Raw genomic sequence first — 17,236 nt, 5'->3', positions numbered from 1 at the left:
CTCTTTAACCTTTTTCAATATTATTCAGTTACTGCTTCAGTATTTGAATGACGTTTTTTAAACATTAATGCAAAGTATCCAAAAGTAATGGCTAAGCAAACAACCATGAATCCTAATAGAATACCTCCATTTGTCCAGAAGAAGCTCATATCTCCAGTAGAAATTGCAGCTTTAAATCCTTGAACAGAGTATGTCATTGGTAATAACGTATTAAAAATGTGTAATGGTTTCGGTACTAATTCTAATGGGAATGTACCCGCACTAGTTGTCAATTGTAGTATCAAGATTAGAATAGCTACAAAACGACCTGGATCCGAGAAAATTGATACTAACAGTTGAGTTAATGATAGGAATGTATAACTTGTAACTATCGCCATTAATATGAAGGCACCCATATTAGCCGGTTCAAGTTTTAGACCCCAAACGACTATCGCTACTGCAGTCAATGATTGAATTAAACCAACAACTGCCAAAACAGCTACTTTACTAGTAAACCATGAAACACCGTTAATCGGTTTTATCGCTGGTTCAACTAATGGGAAGACAATTGTGATTAATAGCGCACCTACAAATAGACCAAGCGCTAAGAAGTATGGCGCGAAACCTGTACCGTAGTTAGGAACTGCGTTAATTTCTTGTTTCTCAACCGCTACCGGTTCACCGACCATGTCATAAGTTTTTTGCGTTGCTCTTACTTCAGCGGCTTTTTCATTCGCTTCTTTTAATTTTCCTTGTAATGTGTTAGAACCATCTTTTAGTTCAGATGTTCCGTCTTTTAATTGATTTGAACCATCTTGTAGCTTTTCTAGGCCCGTTATAAGTGATGTAGTACCACCGCTTAATGTTACTAAACCTGTTGATAGTTTACTAGAACCATCTTGTAATTGACCCATACCACTTGTTAATGATTGTGTACCATTTGCAAGTTGTGATGAACCATCAGCTAATTGTGATGAACCTGATTGTAATTTATTGAAACCACCAGATAGATCAGTTAAGCCAACTTGTAATTGGCCTGCTCCAGCATCTAGTTTTTTAGCGCCAGCAATTGATGTACTCCAATTAGAAGCTAATTGATCAGTGCCTGCTGCTAATTGTTTTGTACCAGGAGCTAATTCTCCACTAACTGTTTTATTCATTTTATCTAAACCAGCTGCAACTGTTGCTGCACCTTGTTTTAATTCTACGGCCTTATCAGACGTTGGTATTTCAATAGTAACAACTTGATTGTTTAATTCTTTTGTACCTGAGCTGAGATTACCCAAGCCTGCTTTTACTTGTTCAGCAGTTTCATCAATCTTTCCTGCTGATTGAAGTAAAGCACTTTTTTGTTCTTCAGAAATATTCATGGCCTTAATTTGTTCAACTAGCTTTTTTGTATCCGTTGCTAAATTTTGTGAAACTGCACTTAATCCAGCGGCTCCATCATTTGTATCTTTAACGCCCTTTTGCAAAGCTGGAACTTTTGCAGTCATAGCACCTAGACTATCTACAAGTTGCGTAACTCCTGCAGAAACATTTTGTGCACCTGGTGCTAATTGACCTAATCCTGCACTTAAAGTGCCTACACCTGTATTTACTTTTTGTGCACCGTCGTTTAGTGCATTAATATTTGCTGTATTTCCTTCTAAACCTTGCACTAAAGTTTCAGTACCTTTTTTCAATTCTGTTGAACCAGATTGTAATTGGCTTGAACCGTCTTTAGCAGATAGAATACCTGCATTCAAATCTGCAGATCCTTTTGCTAATGATAAAGCACCTTGGTTTAACGTACCTGCACCATCTGCTGCTGAATCAATACCATTTTTTAAATCTGTTGATCCTTTTGCTGCTGTTTTAGCACCATCATTTAATTGAGTAGCACCATCTGCTGCACTGCCAATACCGTCTTTTAATTGACTAGCACCGTCTTTTAATTTGTTAGAGCCCTTTTCAAGTTTTACAGCACCATCTGCTGCATCACCGAAACCGTCTCCTAATTTTGCAATATTATCAAATAGCGTTTCAGCATAAGTAGCAGAAACTTTTTTATTTACTTCAGCACGCACAAGCTCCATAGCTGTATTACCGATTTGTCCACCTAAGAAGTTGTATCCTTCATTTGGTCGATAAATAATTTTCATTTGTTCAGGATTATCTTCTAATAAAGTACCAGCATTTTCTGAGAAGTTTTCGGGAATTTCAATTAAAATATAATAATCGCGATTCTTTAATCCTTCCTCCCCTTTTGCCTTAGATACTTCAACAAATTTAAATTCTTTACTATCTCGTAAATTATCTACCAAATCAGTACCTAATTGCATTTCTTTTCCTTCTATTTCAGCGCCTTTATCATTGTTGACAAGAGCGACCGGCAAATCCTGTAAATGTGCGTATGGATCCCAGAAAGCCCATAGGAACATACCTGCATATAGTACAGGAACGAAAAGAACTGCAATAATAGCAATCAGCATTTTTTTCGTGCGGAGAATTTTCGCAAACTCTGCCTTAATCATTCTTCATTCCTCCTACAAAACTATGTGACCAAATCTCTCAATCGGTCATTTTCATTCAAAAAAAGAGTCTCACGGTAAGAGACCCCGAAAAATGGTATCTCGAAACAGTGAAGCTATTTTCTCTTCTGACAGTTCAAAATCATGCGTTTCTCCCCAGTCTGCAACAAAACCAAAATACGCTTTTAATAATAAGTATGCAACTAGATCTGGTTCACATTCCCGAATTTCACCTTTGCTAATGGCTGTTTTAATTTTGTCACCCACAAAATCAACAATTTCTTGTTCAATTCGAATGAGCACATGTTTCACAGCAGGTGTTCTAAGTTCCTTTTCTTCTTCTATCAATTTTGCATACAGAAGATGTACTTCTCGAAACTCTAATATTTTCATCAACACCGCGTGTGCATTTTGCTGGAATGGTTGTTCTGCTGAGATTACTTCGTCCGCTGCCGTTTTCATTTCTTGAATCATTTTCACGACAATCTCTTGAAAAAGGATTTCTTTATTACTAAAAAAAGTATAAATTGTTCCTTTCCCGACGTTCGCGATTTTCGCTACTTGATCCATCGTTGTAGCTTTATACCCAAAAAGAGCAAATGACTTCGAAGCCGCTTCAAGTATTTCTTGTCTGCGGTCCATTTTGTTTCTCACCAACTTTCGCTTTGAATAAAAATGACCAGAAAACTATTTTAGTCATCTGGTCATTTATTCTACACGTAACAATGGAAAGTTGCAAGTGTTTTCCAATCATAGTAACAAGCTATTTTATTTTGATGAATGATCAGATGATTCTTCACCTTCATTATCATCCTTTTTCATGTGATCCATACCTTTTGAACTGTCATTTGATTCTTCTTTCACTTTACTCATATCTGGATTACCCACAACTATTTTTTGTTTCGGCATGACATGTAAACCTCTTGCGTTTGTGTGAGCATGCATGTAGTAAACTCCATCATGGTCAAAAGTAATAGCTGCTTTGTACTGACCCTTTTCATCTAATTTACCTTCGATCATTTGTCCATCTTCACGCATACCAGATTCCCATACTTCAAATTTCACGTCATCTGCATCATCAACATCTTCTCCACCTTGTGTTACATGTGCAGCTAATTCAATCTCTTTACTTGCCTCCACTTTTTCCGGTGTTAAAATATCAACTTTTACTTCGACAGATGTTCCTTCATTATTTGACACATGGTCTTCTTGCTTGTCATCATTATTACACCCTGAAAGTAAACCTATAATCACTAATAAACCCATCATCCATTTCTTCATCATTCATACTCCTCTACCATTGGTATTTGTATTGTAATTGTAGTTCCTTTTCCAAACTCACTGTCAATTTGCCAAGTACCTTCATGCAATTTAACAAGTTGGTCAACGATTGAAAGACCTAATCCACTACCGCCATCACTACGGCTTCTCGCTTTATTTACTCTATAAAACCTCTCTGTTACATGAGGTAGATCCTCCACTGGAATCCCGATACCATGATCTTCTATTTGAATGCTTACAAAACGTCCATTTGTTTTTGCAGTTATTTCTATTGATGTCTTCTTATTAGAATAACGTATTGCATTTTCAATTAAGTTAATGAGAATTTGCTTTAATTTCTCTTCATCTGCATTAACAATGATATCCTCACTAACATCTATATTCACTTTCATGTCCTTTTTAAGCGCTTGTTGCTCTGTTAATAACACTACCTCACGAATTGTTTCTGCGAGTGGTAACGGAAATAACGCAATCGGTTCATATAAGTTGGTTACTCGTGATAATTGTAACAATTCATTAGTCAGCTTTTCCATACGATTAGCTTCTCGGACGATTAAGGAAATCGTCTCATGCTGTTCTTGTTCGGGAATTAAACCTTCTTGAATAGCTTCTCCGTATCCTTTCACATAACTTATAGGAGTTCGTAATTCATGTGATACGGTAGCTAAAAAACTCTTTTGCAACTCATCATTTTGTTGAATTGCAGTCGCCATTTTGTTAAAGGTTTTTGATAACTGGCCTATTTCGTCCTTTGATGTAACTTGGACTCTCATTTCATAATTTCCTTCAGCCATTTTCTCTGCAGCATTTTGCAATGCATTAAGAGGTTTCATAATATGACCTATTCCCTTATAAATACCAAAACCTACAATTATTAAAAATACTGCTGCACTTCCTAATAAAAAAATAACTTCTTTAGATGCCAATTCTGATATTTTCGCTAACGGGAAATATATATAAATAATACCTTCTAAACGATTATGATCTGTCAGCGGAATAATAACAGAAATAATTTGGCGATCGAAGCGCTCCTCATATCCCATCTTGGTGATAGTTTGTTCTTGTAAAAGTTGCTGTCGCTCTTCTGCACCAATCAATGTTTTATAATCAATATCAAATGGTACACAAGCACTTAGTTCACGTGGATTCTTAACTGCAAATACAGAGACATCTGAGTAGTTGTTGTAATTATCAATTTGCGTGATTAAATCATCGGTTACTTTACCACCTTCATAAATCGTCGTCAATTTCTCCCCAACTTCAATCATCGACTGTTCAGCATCCTTAACATACAATCGTTCATATAAAAAATGGGTTAGTATGTACATAAAAAAAACCGTTAGCGTTAAGAAGATTAAAATCATTGCCCAAATACGCGTGGACAGTTTTTTCATATTCTTACCTCGAAACGATAGCCTAGCCCCCATACTGTGTGTATAAATTGACCAGCTTCTTTCCCTAGTTTTAATCGAAGTGTTTTAATATGCGTATCTACTGTTCTTGTTCCCCCAGCATAATCTAAACCCCATAAACTCACTAATAATTGTTCACGAGTATAAACCGTATTTTCATTTGTCATAAATAAATGTAGTAAGTCAAATTCTTTTAACGTCAGGGGTATCGCATTTCCGGATACAAATACTTTTCTTGATACCTCGTCCAAATCAATTGTTCCTTTACATAAATGCTTTACTTGCATCTCCACTGGAGCATTTCCCGTGCGACGTAACACGGCTATTATTCGTGCCACCAGTTCTGTTGATGTAAATGGTTTTACAATGTAATCATCCGCACCAATCGTTAAACCTTTTACCTTGTCCTCATTTGCATCCTTTGCAGTTAGGAAAATGATTGGTACATTCGAAGTTTTACGAATTTCTTCGCATACTTGAAAGCCATTTATACCTGGCATCATAACATCGAGCAATATTAAATCGACTTTCGCTTGAGCAAGGGTTGTTATAGCAACGGTGCCATTTTCAGCTTGTAGTGTTTGAAATCCTGACTTTTTTAACATCATATGGATTAAATTCCTCATATCTTGTTCATCATCTACAATTAGAATCGATGTCATTCGCTCATCTCCCTTACAATCAATTGAAATGGTCCTTTATCAACTTTAACTTTCTTTGTAACATCATTCTTTTTCATAAAGTATAACGTTTGATCATCGTACCCTGCCACTACAACATATTGTGCAAAAAGTTGCACCGCAAATGGATTAGCACCAATTTCATGTGCACTCAATACATGACCTTCATCATTTACTTCATATAATTGACTTTGCCCATGGCTGACAACATATATTCGGTCATCGTCAATCGCAAAATCAATTGGCATCATAGGTAGTGAAAGTTCACGATTCTTCTGACCCTTATTTATATCAAAAATATCGACAGTCGTATTCGGTTTCATACCTGCACCGTGTCCACCAAGCCATAGTTCTTTTCTTTTTTCTAAAATAATCATCCCGTGAGAGGATTTTGGAATTTGCCACTTTTCTTTCACTTCAAGAGACTCTGCATCAAGAACAGAAAGTTTTGTATCCTTATAATTAACTACATATAAATTTTGTCCATGGGTAACCATCGACATCGGATAATTACCTACCTTCTGCTCAGCGATTTGCTCGCCTTGACTAGTATAAGCCGTAACACGATTCGTTTTGCCATTTGATATGTAGAGCATTTTCTTATTTGGTGCATAGATGGCATTCGTTACTCCAGCACCCGTTTCAATGGAATACGCCACTTCACCGGTACTTAAATTATAAACGTCCGCACTCTCTAGCTGATTACCATAAAGCAGTAAATATTGCTGACCAATCAAAGTAGCACCTGTGTATGCTTTCTCTAATTGCCAAGTAGCAAAAACCTTAAGATCTTTATTTACAAAAGTTATTGAAGGCTGCTGTATATTGACTGCTGCGATAAAGGAAGTATCTGCTGGAATCGCTGGGTACGCATCCTTTCCACATCCAAAAAGGAGTAATAAGGCAAATAATATGATGACCGTAACACGCTTTTTCAACTCTATCCCCCTCCCCTTTTCATCATACTGCATAAATGTGAAATAATAATGAAAGAAAGCAAAGCAAATTGTGAACAAATTAGAAATGTTCACGGTGTCCTGCAGCAACAGTTGTATGACTTCGAGGGACTGGCGCTTGAAACTGGACACTCTGAAATGCCGAAAGCGCTCGTCTAAAGGAACATAACCTTAGTTCGCGACGTCCTGTCGCAACGGTTATGTGACCCACGTCCTGTGTATTTAATGAAAAAATCCACAAAAAAATCGCTCTTCTGTAGGTATCTTTAAACCAACGAAAAGAACGACTCCATTATTCGAATAACTTCATTAATAACTCATCCACTGCGCTTCGAGCCTGGTCAACACAATTAGGTAAGCTTGTTCCTTCATACGAACTCCCTACCAACTTCATTGCAGGAAAATGTTCATTTAATTCTTGTTTAGCTAATTCTACACGCTGAGCGTGACCAACTTTATACTGAGGCATAGCTTCTTTCCATCTTGAAACAATAGTAAATATTGGACTCCCTTTTAGCGGGGTCACTCTATTTAAATCTTGTAAGACAATCTTTTCAATCTCACCATCCGATAAATCAACAACCGCTTCATCGCCAGACCGTCCTATATAGACTTCCAATAAAGCATAGCCCTCTGGAACAGATGATGGCCATTTTCGATGTGCCCACGAACAAGATGTAATCGAAAAATCGCTATTACGCGCAACAGTGAATCCAGAGCCAGTAAAACTTTCATCCATTGCTTCAATGGGAAATGCCATCGATACGGTAGCAACAGTTGTTAGTGGAATATCTTGCAATTCTTGTAACAAACCTTGTTTGGCAAACATTTTTTGAGTTATAAGATGTGGTGTAGCTAAAATTACTGCGTCTGCGGCAATTGAGGACTTATTATTCAAAGATAATGTGACTTGATGCGCTGATTTTGCAATCGATTCAACTTTGACACTTTTTAAAATAGTTGTATCTGTAAGTTTTCCCTCTAATGCCTCTATCAATGTTTCAAGACCATTTTTAAAAGTTTGGAATGGACGATCTTCAATGCCCTTCGAGTCATCATGAGAGATCTCAGTAAGTGCCTTTTTCATACCTGTCATTAAACTTCTATATTCTTTTTCCATTTCAATTAGTTCTGGAAAAGTCGCTTGTAAACTAAGCTGTTCTATATCTCCAGCAGAAATACCTAATAAAAGTGGCTCTATAATATTCTCAACTGTTTCCTTACCAAATCTTCTACGTATAAATTTTCCTAATGGCTGATCTTCTTGTATTCGAGAACGAGGAAACCATAGGTCACATGTAGCACGTACTTTACCACTCCATGACACAATATCAGAAGCTAAAAATGAAGATAACTTTGTGGGAATCCCTAAAACTGAACCCGCTGGTACCGGATATAGTTTTTCATTGACAGTAATGTACGTTTGACCTGCTTCACTTCGAATGAGCTGGTCTTCGATACCTAAGTCTTTTGCTAATTTGGCCATATTATTATTGTTATCAATAAATGAGTTTGGACCGCGTTCAATGATAAAATTTTCCTTGCGTACAGTTTGAATCTTGCCACCTAAACGATGAGAAGATTCAATCAGTACTATTTCTAATGGTAGTTTTTTCTCTTTAGCCTCTTTTTGCAAATAGAACGCAGCAGCTAAGCCTGTAATCCCACCACCGATAACGGCTACTCTTTGCTTTTGTTCAGTCACATCAATCATCACTTTCTATTAGGCTTGAGATAACGTTTTATTAATAACATCAACCATAGCATCGATGAATAATGGATCATCGTTTGGCATAGCTGGACGACGATAGTTAGCGCCTAATTCTTCACAAACAACACGGCATTCATAGTCATTGTCATACAAAACTTCTAAATGTTCCGCAGTAAAGCCTACTGGTGTATAAACAAATGAACGGAAGCCTTTTTCATTGTATAGTTCACGAGTTAAATCTTGAACATCTGGCCCTAGCCAAGGCTCTGGTGTTTGACCAGCACTTTGCCAGCCTACTTCCATATGTTCTACTCCTGTTTCTTTTTGAAGAATTTCAGCTGTCTCATGAAGTTGGTCCGCATACGGGTCACCTAATTTAACAATCTTTTCAGGTAATGAGTGATTAGAAACAATTAGGCAAGCTGTTTTACGTTCTTCTTCTGACATGTCAGCAAACGCTTCATTGATTTTTTCTGTCCAATATTGGATGAATTTCGGCTCTTTGTACCAGCTTTCAACTGAAGTGATTGTTAAACCACCTAATTCTTCTGCTTTTTCTTTCGCACGGCCATTGTACGATTTAATAGAGAATGTTGAGAAGTGAGGTGCAAGTACAATGGAAACAGCTTCAGTGATTCCGTCTTTATGCATGGCTTCAACTGCATCTTCTACAAATGGTGCAATATGTTTTAGACCAATATATAATTTGTACTCTACTTCATCTTGAACTTCATTTAAACGAGCACATAATGCTGCTGCTTGTTTACGAGTTGTTTCAGCAAGAGGGGAAATACCACCGATAGCTTGATAACGACTACGTAAGTCTTCGATTAACTCTTCACTAGGTTTACGACCATGGCGAATATGTGTATAGTATGCTTCAATTTCATCTTCGTTGTTTGGTGTACCATAAGCCATAACTAACAAGCCCATTGTTTTTTTCATTCTAATTTCACCTCAAAAAGTTATTTACTACTTATTAAGAACGTACTTTAACTTGCTCTGCACTGTACTCATGAATAAGTGTTGTTAAACGTTTTAAAACATCTGGATCTACTGAAGGGAAAACGCCGTGTCCTAGGTTAAAAATATGACCCGGTACTTCTAAGCCCTGGTCAATAATTGCTTTTGTGCGTTCTTCAATAATAGACCAATCAGCTAATAATAACGTTGGATCTAAGTTACCTTGAACTGGTTTAGTCATACCCATAGCGCGCGCTTCTTTAATCGGTAAACGCCAATCTAAGCCGACAACATCTACCGGTAAATCATGCCACTCCATTGCTAAATGGCTTGCGCCTACGCCGAATGTGATCATCGGAACATCTAACTCTTTTAGCTCACTAAAAATTCTTGTCATAACTGGTTTAATGAAGATACGGTAATCTTCTTTGCTTAGTGCTCCAACCCATGAGTCGAAAATTTGGAATGCTTTAGCCCCTGCTCCAACTTGCGCTTTAATATCCACAATAATCATATCCGCTAACTTGTCCATTAACATGAACCAAGCTTGTGGCTCAGAGACCATGAATGATTTTGTTAAACTGTAACTTTTAGAGGGACCGCCTTCAATCATATAGCTTGCAAGTGTAAATGGAGCGCCCGCAAAACCGATTAACGGTACATCTAATTGTTCTTCAGTTAAAAGTTTTATTGTATCAAGCACGAATGGTACATGTTCTTCAGGATTAAATTCGCGTAAAGCTTCTACATCCTTTACAGAGCGAATTGGGTTTGAAATTACTGGACCAATACCTGCTTTAATCTTTACATCAACACCCATGCCTGGTAGTGGTGTTACGATATCTTTATATAAAATGGCTGCATCAACATTATAATTTTGTACCGGTAAATGTGTCACATAAGCACACAATTCTGGTTGATGAGTAATTTCCTCTAATGAGTATTTTTCTTTAATCTTACGGTATTCAGGCTGTGATCGTCCCGCTTGACGCATATACCAAACAGGAGTATAGGCTGTCCTCTCTCCACGTGCTGCGCGTAAAAGCGTATCATTAATCTTTCTCATGAATAGATTCAATCCCTTCATATGTAAAAGTTATTCGTTTCGACTTTCGTATCCGTTTTCACTATAGTCGTTTCCCATGTTATTGTATAGTTTTCCGCCCAAAATGTCATGAAAATGTTTGTAATGATGACATCTTTTCGACAAAGATGTCTGACAATCTAAAAAACCTCAAATTCTTTTAATATATTTTACTTATTATCGATATATCAAACATATAATTATTAATTGTGCACATTATAATGTCTAATTAATATAAACTATGGCTAAATATTATATACAAAGGCACGCTAAATCGCCCTGCTCGAGCAACTAGCCACTGAAACCTGAAACTGAATATATTTAAGAATACTCAAATTAAATAGGAGGCGTTATTATTGAATATTTATTTAACATCTGGAACTCCAGAATTTATGGAGAGCTTACGAAAAAAATACTCAAACGAAAAAATGATTGTATTACATGGCTCTGGCAACTCTATGTTGCTACATGAGTCTGAGGGGAAATCTGTATTCCAAACCCCTAGAAGCTACGAAGTAATCGATTCAATTAATGAATTAAAAGACAAAGGTTTCTTTGTAATGAATCACCTACCTGTTTCTGATGAAGGCCGTCCTCTATTCGAACATCGCTTTTTAAGTCGTTCGCATGTAATTGAATCAGATCCTGGTTTCAAAGCATACCGTTTACTTAAACCCCTCAATTCCGAAACTTATATTGTCTTAACGGAATGGTCAGGTCCAACTTCCTTTGAAGCTTGGAAAGTGTCAAAAGCATATAAAGACGCTTTTGAAAAGCAAGTTGCTACAGTAGGTATTGAAAATCGCAACATATTCACAAGTAAAGCGTATGTAACAACTTTTACCACTGCAAAAAATGAAGAAACTGAAGATTAATTTCTAAAGTCGAGTCAAGCGCTCGGCTTTTTTTGTTATAATAAAAGCAAATCAAGAATACTAATTATGAGTGGGGTATAGCAGATGAAACTACAACTTTTTGATAAATTAGATGCTTCTTATAAAGACATGGTGCAAATTCGCCGCCATTTACATATGTATCCTGAAGTTTCTTTTAATGAGACTGAAACAGCTAAATATATACAAAAATTTTACGATCAGCTCGGCGTTGTTTATGAAGCGAATGTTGGTGGCAACGGGGTTGTAGCTCGCATTAAAGGGGCAAAACCTGGTAAAACAATTGCATTACGAGCAGATTTTGATGCACTTCCTATTCAAGAATTAAACGATGTTCCCTATAAATCAACTGTCGCTGGTGTTATGCATGCTTGTGGTCATGATGGCCATACAGCCACATTATTACAACTTGCAAAAGCACTTCATGAAATGCGCGATCAGCTAGCTGGTGAATATGTCATCATTCATCAACATGCTGAAGAAATAGCGCCTGGTGGAGCAAAGCCTATGGTGGAAGCGGGATGCTTGGATGGAGTTGACGCTGTATTCGGCACACATTTATGGTCACAAACACCATTCGGCACTATTGAACATCGTTCAGGTCCTATGATGGCTTCTGCAGATCGCTTCGAAATTTCTATACAAGGCCGTGGTGGACATGGTGCAATGCCACAAGATACGATTGATACAGTAACAATTGGTGCACAACTTGTTACAAATTTACAGCAAATCGTCTCTCGTCGAGTAGACCCTATTAAATCGGCAGTAGTAACAATCGGTTCTTTCCACGCTGGAGATACTTTTAACGTTATTGCAGGCGAAGCTAAAATGTCAGGTACTGTACGAACATTTTTACCTGAAGTCCGTGATCTAGTGGAAGCTGAAATTGAACGTATTATTAAAGGTACATGCCTTGCAGCTGATTGTGCTTACACATTCGAATACATTAGAGGCTATCCAGCTGTTGTCAATCATGAAAAAGAGTCTGCTTTCCTTTTTGACATCGCGAAGGATATTCCTGGTGTTAATGAAGTTGTTGAATGTGCTCCACTTATGGTTGGGGAAGATTTTTCGTACTATCTAGAAAAGGTACCTGGTGTATTCTTCTTTACAGGTGCAATGCCTGAAGGAACTGCATATGCTCATCATCATGCAAAATTCGATTTCCGTGAAGAAGCAATGTTGATTGCTGCTAAAACGTTAGGTGCAGCAGTACTTGATTATCAAAATATATAACAAAAAAATCCTGAGACATTTTACTGTCCCAGGATTTTCTTTATTTTGTCATTCGTAATGTAAGCTCGCCAACGATTAACATTATCACAGGTCCAACATAAAATAATGGGTTACCTATGCCACAAATTAATACGATAATTACTTGTACAATATTTACTACTCGAACAATTTTATGAACTGCTAGTTTACGATAAACTGCAGGTAATGGATATAACATATACATACTGAAATCTGTTGACGAAATTAATGCTTGCTTCAACTGAATTGTCGTCGCAAATGCAAGCGCTGCTAAAAAGACACCAACCGCAACAGGCATATTAATGATAAAAGCCCCTATTCCCGCTATCGCCGTTAAGCGTACCCATAAATAGAAATGATCATCTGTACGAACGAAAGTGCGGAACACCAAATAAGCTTGTGTATTTTCTTTTTTAAACGGCACCATTTTATATAGCGCATCCAACCACTGACGTCTTTTAATGCTACCGTGTATGTGCGGTACATCCGTAAAATAATTAGCAAAGCGATAAAGACGCAACATACGATTTTGCTCAAGTTTTACGAAATGCTCATAAGGGCAGGGATGCATAGCCTTTTGTTTCATCCAAGTAAAACCATAATAGATTACTGGAATAGCAACAATAATCATCATCCATACATTCATTAATAACACTGATGCTAGAACAGTAATGGAAATCAGTACTCTTACAACGCGATCTCCCCATACCGCTTGTCCTCTATTAGCCCAACGAAATGCAAAATCAACTTGTACATTCCACCACTTCATGAACACAACAACTACAAATGCTAACCCGATTGTTTCATTAGATAGTTGTCCTATTTGCTTTAGCATAGGTAGGGCTATGATAAACGGTATAACAACGACAAGAATCTGTGACCAAAATGTCCAATTCAAAGCCTTTTTAAAATAAATTGGAAGCTTTGTCTCAAGTGGCAATAAGTACACTTGGTCAGGCTCACGGATTAAAGTTGTAGGACTACTAAATGCTAATAGAAAACCTAATACGATTGCAGTTAGTAATATAGAAGGAAAATCGACTGGATTGGTTTTCAGCCATTCACTATATTGATAACCACCTGCACCGATGATGAATACAAGTACGATTGCCATATGCCCCGTAAAGACATACTTCATATACTTTTGCACTTCATTTATATAATGAAAGAAGCGTGTACGCCACACATCATGCAAGTTATTCATGTTCTTGCTCCTTCGTCATTGCGATGTATAAGTCGTCCAAAGTTGCACCTGGCATATTGAATGCTTGGCGTAAGTCATTCATCGTCCCTTGTGCGCGAAGTCGGCCATTATGTAACAATAAAATACGGTCACAATGTTTTTCAGCCGTCGATAAAATATGTGTAGACATCAAAATAGATGCCCCGTCTTTTTTCTTTCCATCCATATGATCTAATAATGATTGAATACCTAGAGGATCTAGCCCTAAAAATGGCTCATCAATTATATATAATGATGGATTAACTAAGAATGCACACATAATCATCACTTTTTGACGCATCCCTTTTGAGAAATGAGACGGGAACCAGTTTAATCGCTTTTCCATACGGAATTCTTTTAATAATGGTTCAGAGCGTTCTTTTAATGTTTGTTCATCTAAACCATATGCCATTGCAGTTAATTCTAAGTGTTCTTTCAAAGTTAACTCATCATATAATACAGGCGTCTCTGGAATATATGAAAATGAGGAACGATATTGATCCATATTTTCCTTTATTGTGATCCCATTTAGAAGAATGTCTCCACTTTTTTGAGTCATTAATCCGATGATGTGTTTAATTGTAGTACTTTTCCCTGCTCCATTCAGTCCAATTAGTCCGACTAGTTCTCCAGGTTGAATTGTAAAGGATAAATCATGAATAACAGGTTTTCTCGTATAGCCACCTGTTACGGATTGTAATTCTAATACTGTCATTCCTCGTCACTCCTATTCTTCTTACAGTTTATCAAAATTTTCGCAATCTAGCAGTTACCAATATGGTAAAATAAAAAGCAAAATGATGAAAGGTGTGTTTTTTTATGAGCGATTGTTTATTTTGTAAAATTATCGATGGTTCAATTCCTAGTACGAAAGTATATGAAGACGAATTTGTCTATGCCTTTATGGATATTGGCCCCTTATCAAAAGGTCATACATTATTAATTCCTAAAGAGCATGTGGCAAACATTTTCGAAATGTCTTCTGAAGTAGCTTCGAATCTCTTTGCCGCTGCACCTAAAATTGCTAATGCTATCAAAGATACCTTCAACCCAGCTGGCATGAACTTAGTAAATAATAACGGTGAAGCGGCAGGACAAACTGTATTCCACTTTCATTTACACTTCATACCAAGATATGATGAAACAGATGGATTTAAACCTACTTGGACTACAAAACCAGATGAATATACACCAGTAATTTTAGCTGATTTAGCTGAACAAATTATTGCCAATCTAAATAAATAGGATTAACTTTCTTATTAATACTATTATATAATAGTATTGATTTCCCGATAATTTACCTGTAATATCATGTATAAGTTTCGCTTCCGATCACGAGGATACGGAAGGAAATAACAAAAGTTGAGCTCAGTGTAGCTATAGGAGAGATGAGAAATGAATACGAAGAATTTAGTTTTAATGGCACTTTTAGTTGGTGTAGGTGCGGCATTATATGTCGTGATTCCAGGAATTAATGGTGGTATGAAGCCAGACTTCATGCTAACGATGATGTTTATCGGCATCTTATTATTCCCTGGTCTTAAGGAAGTTTTCTTACTAGCGATAACAACAGGCGTGATTTCAGGCTTATTTTCAACATTCCCAGCTGGTTTTGTACCGAACATTATCGACAAATTAGTAACAGCATTTATTTTCTATGCAGCAGTTGTATTATTACAAAAGTTTGCTCAGAAAATTGCAGTATCGGCTGTTCTTGCCGGTGTAGGTACGATTATTTCAGGAAGTGTTTTCTTAGGTTCTGCAATACTAGTTGTTGGCGCGAAAATTCCATTTACAGCATTATTCATAACAGTTGTACTACCTGCTGTTGCCATTAACGTCGTAGCATTTATTATTATTTACCCAATCATCATTAATTTGGTTAAACGTTCGAAATTTAATACATCTTTAACACATGCCTAAATACCAAAATAAAAGATAATATAATTCAGAAGGTCACTATCTACAATACTATAGATAATGACCTTCTTTTTAATAGCTACAAATAATAAATAATTTGTGTTTTAATTTCTTTTATTGAATATCATGTTTTATTATAGTAAAAGAAGGATATACATAGTTTAAAGTAGGAAGGAGAAACGATTATATGAAAACATCTACATTTTTACTCGGCTTAACAACTGGAGCAATTGGTGGTATGGTAGCTGTTCTTTTATCTACACCACAAACAGGTAAAGAATTTAGAACATCATTGCAAACTACTAAAGAGGATCTTCAAAATAGACTTGCTGATATTAAAGGTTCTATTGAGAACATAAAAAATGAAGCTCAACAAACCATTCCTAAGGTGATTGAAGAATCAAAAGAATCTTTTGCTTCTTGGCAAGCTGAGACAGCGCCTATTCAAGAAAATCTACAACAAGAAATTGCTTCCTTACAAAGCTCTGTGGAAGAAATTGAAAAACATCTAGCAGAATTCCAAAATCGTAAAAACCAAAAAAATAATGAATAAAATTATACGATAAAAGTATATTTTTTGAGAAAAATAATTAAACTAATATAAAAATATATTTTTTGTACTATTTTATATTGAAAAACGATTGTTTATTATTTACAAATAATGTTATAATGTTAGAAAATTGCGAAAGTTGGTGATAGCTATGTCTGAAGACTTGTATACGGTTCGTGAAGCTATGCTTTACAGCCAAAGAATCGCCCAGCTATCGAAGGCCCTTTGGAAAGCTGCTGAAAAAGATTGGCAAGCATGGATTAAACCATATGATTTAAATATCAATGAGCACCATGTATTATGGATTGCTTCTAATCTTGAAGGCGCATCGATTTCTGATATAGCAAAATTTGGTGTAATGCACGTATCGACCGCATTTAATTTCTCCAAAAATTTAGAGGAGCGTGGATTGCTTGCATTTTCTAAACGTAATGACGATAAGCGAAATACATATGTTGAGCTCACCGAAAAAGGTAAGTCATTACTCGTCGAATTGACAGAAAATTACAACCAATCAAAGCATAGTGTTCTTGAAGGCTCACTTCCTTTAAAAGAAATGTATGGTAAATTCCCTGAATTATTAGACCTTATGGCTATTATTCGTAATATCTACGGGGATGATTTCATGGATATTTTTGAAGGTTCATTACGCAAAATTGAATAATATTCAAAACGACTTCAACCTGAGTATTGCTCCAATCGTTCAATACTCAGGTATGAAAACGCTATCTTTTTTTTAATATAAAATGACTTGATTTTCCTTATGAAAAGCATTAATGTTAGGTTTCGAAGATTATCATATATTGAAATTGGAGATG

17 protein-coding genes are annotated in these 17,236 nt (G+C 36.4%); 6 read left to right on the top strand and 11 right to left on the bottom strand.

The genetic code is table 11. From position 1 onward, the window contains the following. Positions 1 to 20: 20 nt before the first annotated feature. The 9 genes from AC3IS5_RS03325 to hemE all read right to left on the bottom strand — a co-directional run bounded on the left by AC3IS5_RS03325 (position 21) and on the right by hemE (position 10,561). Complete coding sequence (locus AC3IS5_RS03325; protein WP_489426555.1) at positions 21 to 2,495, bottom strand: YhgE/Pip family protein; 2,475 nt, start codon at positions 2,493 to 2,495, stop codon at positions 21 to 23. Positions 2,496 to 2,564: 69 nt separating this feature from the next. Continuing rightward, the gene (locus tag AC3IS5_RS03320; RefSeq protein ID WP_489426554.1) at positions 2,565 to 3,134 is read right to left on the bottom strand and encodes a TetR/AcrR family transcriptional regulator; all 570 of its coding nucleotides are present in this window, start codon (positions 3,132 to 3,134) and stop codon (positions 2,565 to 2,567) included. A 126-nt stretch (positions 3,135 to 3,260) separates the two neighbouring features. Beyond that, entirely contained in the window at positions 3,261 to 3,773 is a 513-nt protein-coding gene (locus AC3IS5_RS03315; protein ID WP_489426553.1) for a FixH family protein, read from the bottom strand. Next, positions 3,773 to 5,167, bottom strand: coding sequence for a sensor histidine kinase (locus tag AC3IS5_RS03310; RefSeq protein WP_489426552.1), 1,395 nt, complete (start codon positions 5,165 to 5,167; stop codon positions 3,773 to 3,775). The genes AC3IS5_RS03315 and AC3IS5_RS03310 overlap by 1 nt, the downstream gene beginning before the upstream one ends. Then, positions 5,164 to 5,847 carry a response regulator transcription factor gene (locus AC3IS5_RS03305; RefSeq protein WP_489426551.1) on the bottom strand — a complete coding sequence of 228 codons (684 nt, stop codon included), beginning with the start codon at positions 5,845 to 5,847 and terminating at the stop codon, positions 5,164 to 5,166. The genes AC3IS5_RS03310 and AC3IS5_RS03305 overlap by 4 nt, the downstream gene beginning before the upstream one ends. Beyond that, on the bottom strand, positions 5,844 to 6,803 hold the full coding sequence (locus AC3IS5_RS03300) for a YncE family protein (protein WP_489426550.1): 960 nt from the start codon (positions 6,801 to 6,803) through the stop codon (positions 5,844 to 5,846). Before AC3IS5_RS03300 ends, AC3IS5_RS03305 begins: the two co-directional genes overlap by 4 nt. Before the next feature lie 310 nt (positions 6,804 to 7,113). Next, complete coding sequence (gene hemY / locus AC3IS5_RS03295; RefSeq protein WP_489426549.1) at positions 7,114 to 8,535, bottom strand: protoporphyrinogen oxidase; 1,422 nt, start codon at positions 8,533 to 8,535, stop codon at positions 7,114 to 7,116. Positions 8,536 to 8,544: 9 nt separating this feature from the next. Further along, complete coding sequence (hemH, locus tag AC3IS5_RS03290) at positions 8,545 to 9,477, bottom strand: ferrochelatase (protein ID WP_489426548.1); 933 nt, start codon at positions 9,475 to 9,477, stop codon at positions 8,545 to 8,547. Between the two features lie 34 nt (positions 9,478 to 9,511). After that, the gene (hemE, locus tag AC3IS5_RS03285) at positions 9,512 to 10,561 is read right to left on the bottom strand and encodes a uroporphyrinogen decarboxylase (RefSeq protein ID WP_489426547.1); all 1,050 of its coding nucleotides are present in this window, start codon (positions 10,559 to 10,561) and stop codon (positions 9,512 to 9,514) included. Positions 10,562 to 10,935: 374 nt separating this feature from the next. Here hemE and AC3IS5_RS03280 point away from each other — a divergent pair, with 374 nt between their 5' ends. Together AC3IS5_RS03280 and AC3IS5_RS03275 are read left to right on the top strand one after the other, a co-directional pair. Further along, positions 10,936 to 11,454 (top strand): antibiotic biosynthesis monooxygenase family protein, encoded by a 519-nt coding sequence (locus tag AC3IS5_RS03280; protein ID WP_489426546.1) that lies wholly within the window; start codon positions 10,936 to 10,938, stop codon positions 11,452 to 11,454. 84 nt (positions 11,455 to 11,538) lie between these two features. After that, positions 11,539 to 12,708: a M20 family metallopeptidase gene (locus tag AC3IS5_RS03275; RefSeq protein WP_489426545.1), complete on the top strand. Its 1,170-nt coding sequence runs from the start codon at positions 11,539 to 11,541 to the stop codon at positions 12,706 to 12,708. Between the two features lie 40 nt (positions 12,709 to 12,748). Here AC3IS5_RS03275 and AC3IS5_RS03270 read toward each other — a convergent pair whose 3' ends face one another. Together AC3IS5_RS03270 and AC3IS5_RS03265 are read right to left on the bottom strand one after the other, a co-directional pair. Beyond that, on the bottom strand, positions 12,749 to 13,930 hold the full coding sequence (locus AC3IS5_RS03270; RefSeq protein ID WP_489426544.1) for an ABC transporter permease: 1,182 nt from the start codon (positions 13,928 to 13,930) through the stop codon (positions 12,749 to 12,751). Beyond that, a complete protein-coding gene (locus AC3IS5_RS03265) occupies positions 13,923 to 14,663 on the bottom strand; it encodes an ABC transporter ATP-binding protein (RefSeq protein ID WP_489426543.1) in 741 nt (246 codons plus the stop codon). Before AC3IS5_RS03265 ends, AC3IS5_RS03270 begins: the two co-directional genes overlap by 8 nt. 104 nt (positions 14,664 to 14,767) lie before the next feature. On the opposite strand from AC3IS5_RS03265, the gene AC3IS5_RS03260 reads away from it, so the two are divergent. From AC3IS5_RS03260 to AC3IS5_RS03245, 4 genes are all read left to right on the top strand, one after another. Then, positions 14,768 to 15,193, top strand: a complete 426-nt coding sequence (locus AC3IS5_RS03260; protein ID WP_489426542.1) for an HIT family protein — start codon at positions 14,768 to 14,770, stop codon at positions 15,191 to 15,193. Positions 15,194 to 15,343: 150 nt separating this feature from the next. Beyond that, positions 15,344 to 15,871 (top strand): tryptophan transporter, encoded by a 528-nt coding sequence (locus tag AC3IS5_RS03255; protein ID WP_489426541.1) that lies wholly within the window; start codon positions 15,344 to 15,346, stop codon positions 15,869 to 15,871. A 184-nt stretch (positions 15,872 to 16,055) separates the two neighbouring features. Further along, positions 16,056 to 16,421, top strand: coding sequence for a YtxH domain-containing protein (locus AC3IS5_RS03250; protein ID WP_489426540.1), 366 nt, complete (start codon positions 16,056 to 16,058; stop codon positions 16,419 to 16,421). Between the two features lie 142 nt (positions 16,422 to 16,563). Further along, positions 16,564 to 17,082: an HTH-type transcriptional regulator Hpr gene (locus AC3IS5_RS03245; RefSeq protein WP_051448815.1), complete on the top strand. Its 519-nt coding sequence runs from the start codon at positions 16,564 to 16,566 to the stop codon at positions 17,080 to 17,082. Positions 17,083 to 17,236 lie beyond the last annotated feature (154 nt).

The sequence above is a fragment of the Viridibacillus sp. KH_047 genome, from assembly GCF_057838945.1.
Note: the sequence above shows the minus strand (reverse complement) of the source record. Positions and strands in the feature narration are given on the sequence as shown.

What these genes read in the sequence shown, in the direction of transcription:
- AC3IS5_RS03260 (WP_489426542.1), top strand. Translation starts at nt 14,768, where the DNA reads ATGAGCGATTGTTTATTTTGTAAAATTATCGATGGTTCAATTCCTAGT.
- AC3IS5_RS03255 (WP_489426541.1), top strand. Translation starts at nt 15,344, where the DNA reads ATGAATACGAAGAATTTAGTTTTAATGGCACTTTTAGTTGGTGTAGGT.
- AC3IS5_RS03265 (WP_489426543.1), bottom strand. Translation starts at nt 14,663, where the DNA reads ATGACAGTATTAGAATTACAATCCGTAACAGGTGGCTATACGAGAAAA.
- hemE (WP_489426547.1), bottom strand. Translation starts at nt 10,561, where the DNA reads ATGAGAAAGATTAATGATACGCTTTTACGCGCAGCACGTGGAGAGAGG.
- AC3IS5_RS03310 (WP_489426552.1), bottom strand. Translation starts at nt 5,167, where the DNA reads ATGAAAAAACTGTCCACGCGTATTTGGGCAATGATTTTAATCTTCTTA.
- AC3IS5_RS03320 (WP_489426554.1), bottom strand. Translation starts at nt 3,134, where the DNA reads ATGGACCGCAGACAAGAAATACTTGAAGCGGCTTCGAAGTCATTTGCT.
- hemY (WP_489426549.1), bottom strand. Translation starts at nt 8,535, where the DNA reads ATGATTGATGTGACTGAACAAAAGCAAAGAGTAGCCGTTATCGGTGGT.
- AC3IS5_RS03275 (WP_489426545.1), top strand. Translation starts at nt 11,539, where the DNA reads ATGAAACTACAACTTTTTGATAAATTAGATGCTTCTTATAAAGACATG.
- AC3IS5_RS03315 (WP_489426553.1), bottom strand. Translation starts at nt 3,773, where the DNA reads ATGAAGAAATGGATGATGGGTTTATTAGTGATTATAGGTTTACTTTCA.
- hemH (WP_489426548.1), bottom strand. Translation starts at nt 9,477, where the DNA reads ATGAAAAAAACAATGGGCTTGTTAGTTATGGCTTATGGTACACCAAAC.
- AC3IS5_RS03325 (WP_489426555.1), bottom strand. Translation starts at nt 2,495, where the DNA reads ATGATTAAGGCAGAGTTTGCGAAAATTCTCCGCACGAAAAAAATGCTG.
- AC3IS5_RS03305 (WP_489426551.1), bottom strand. Translation starts at nt 5,847, where the DNA reads ATGACATCGATTCTAATTGTAGATGATGAACAAGATATGAGGAATTTA.
- AC3IS5_RS03270 (WP_489426544.1), bottom strand. Translation starts at nt 13,930, where the DNA reads ATGAATAACTTGCATGATGTGTGGCGTACACGCTTCTTTCATTATATA.
- AC3IS5_RS03250 (WP_489426540.1), top strand. Translation starts at nt 16,056, where the DNA reads ATGAAAACATCTACATTTTTACTCGGCTTAACAACTGGAGCAATTGGT.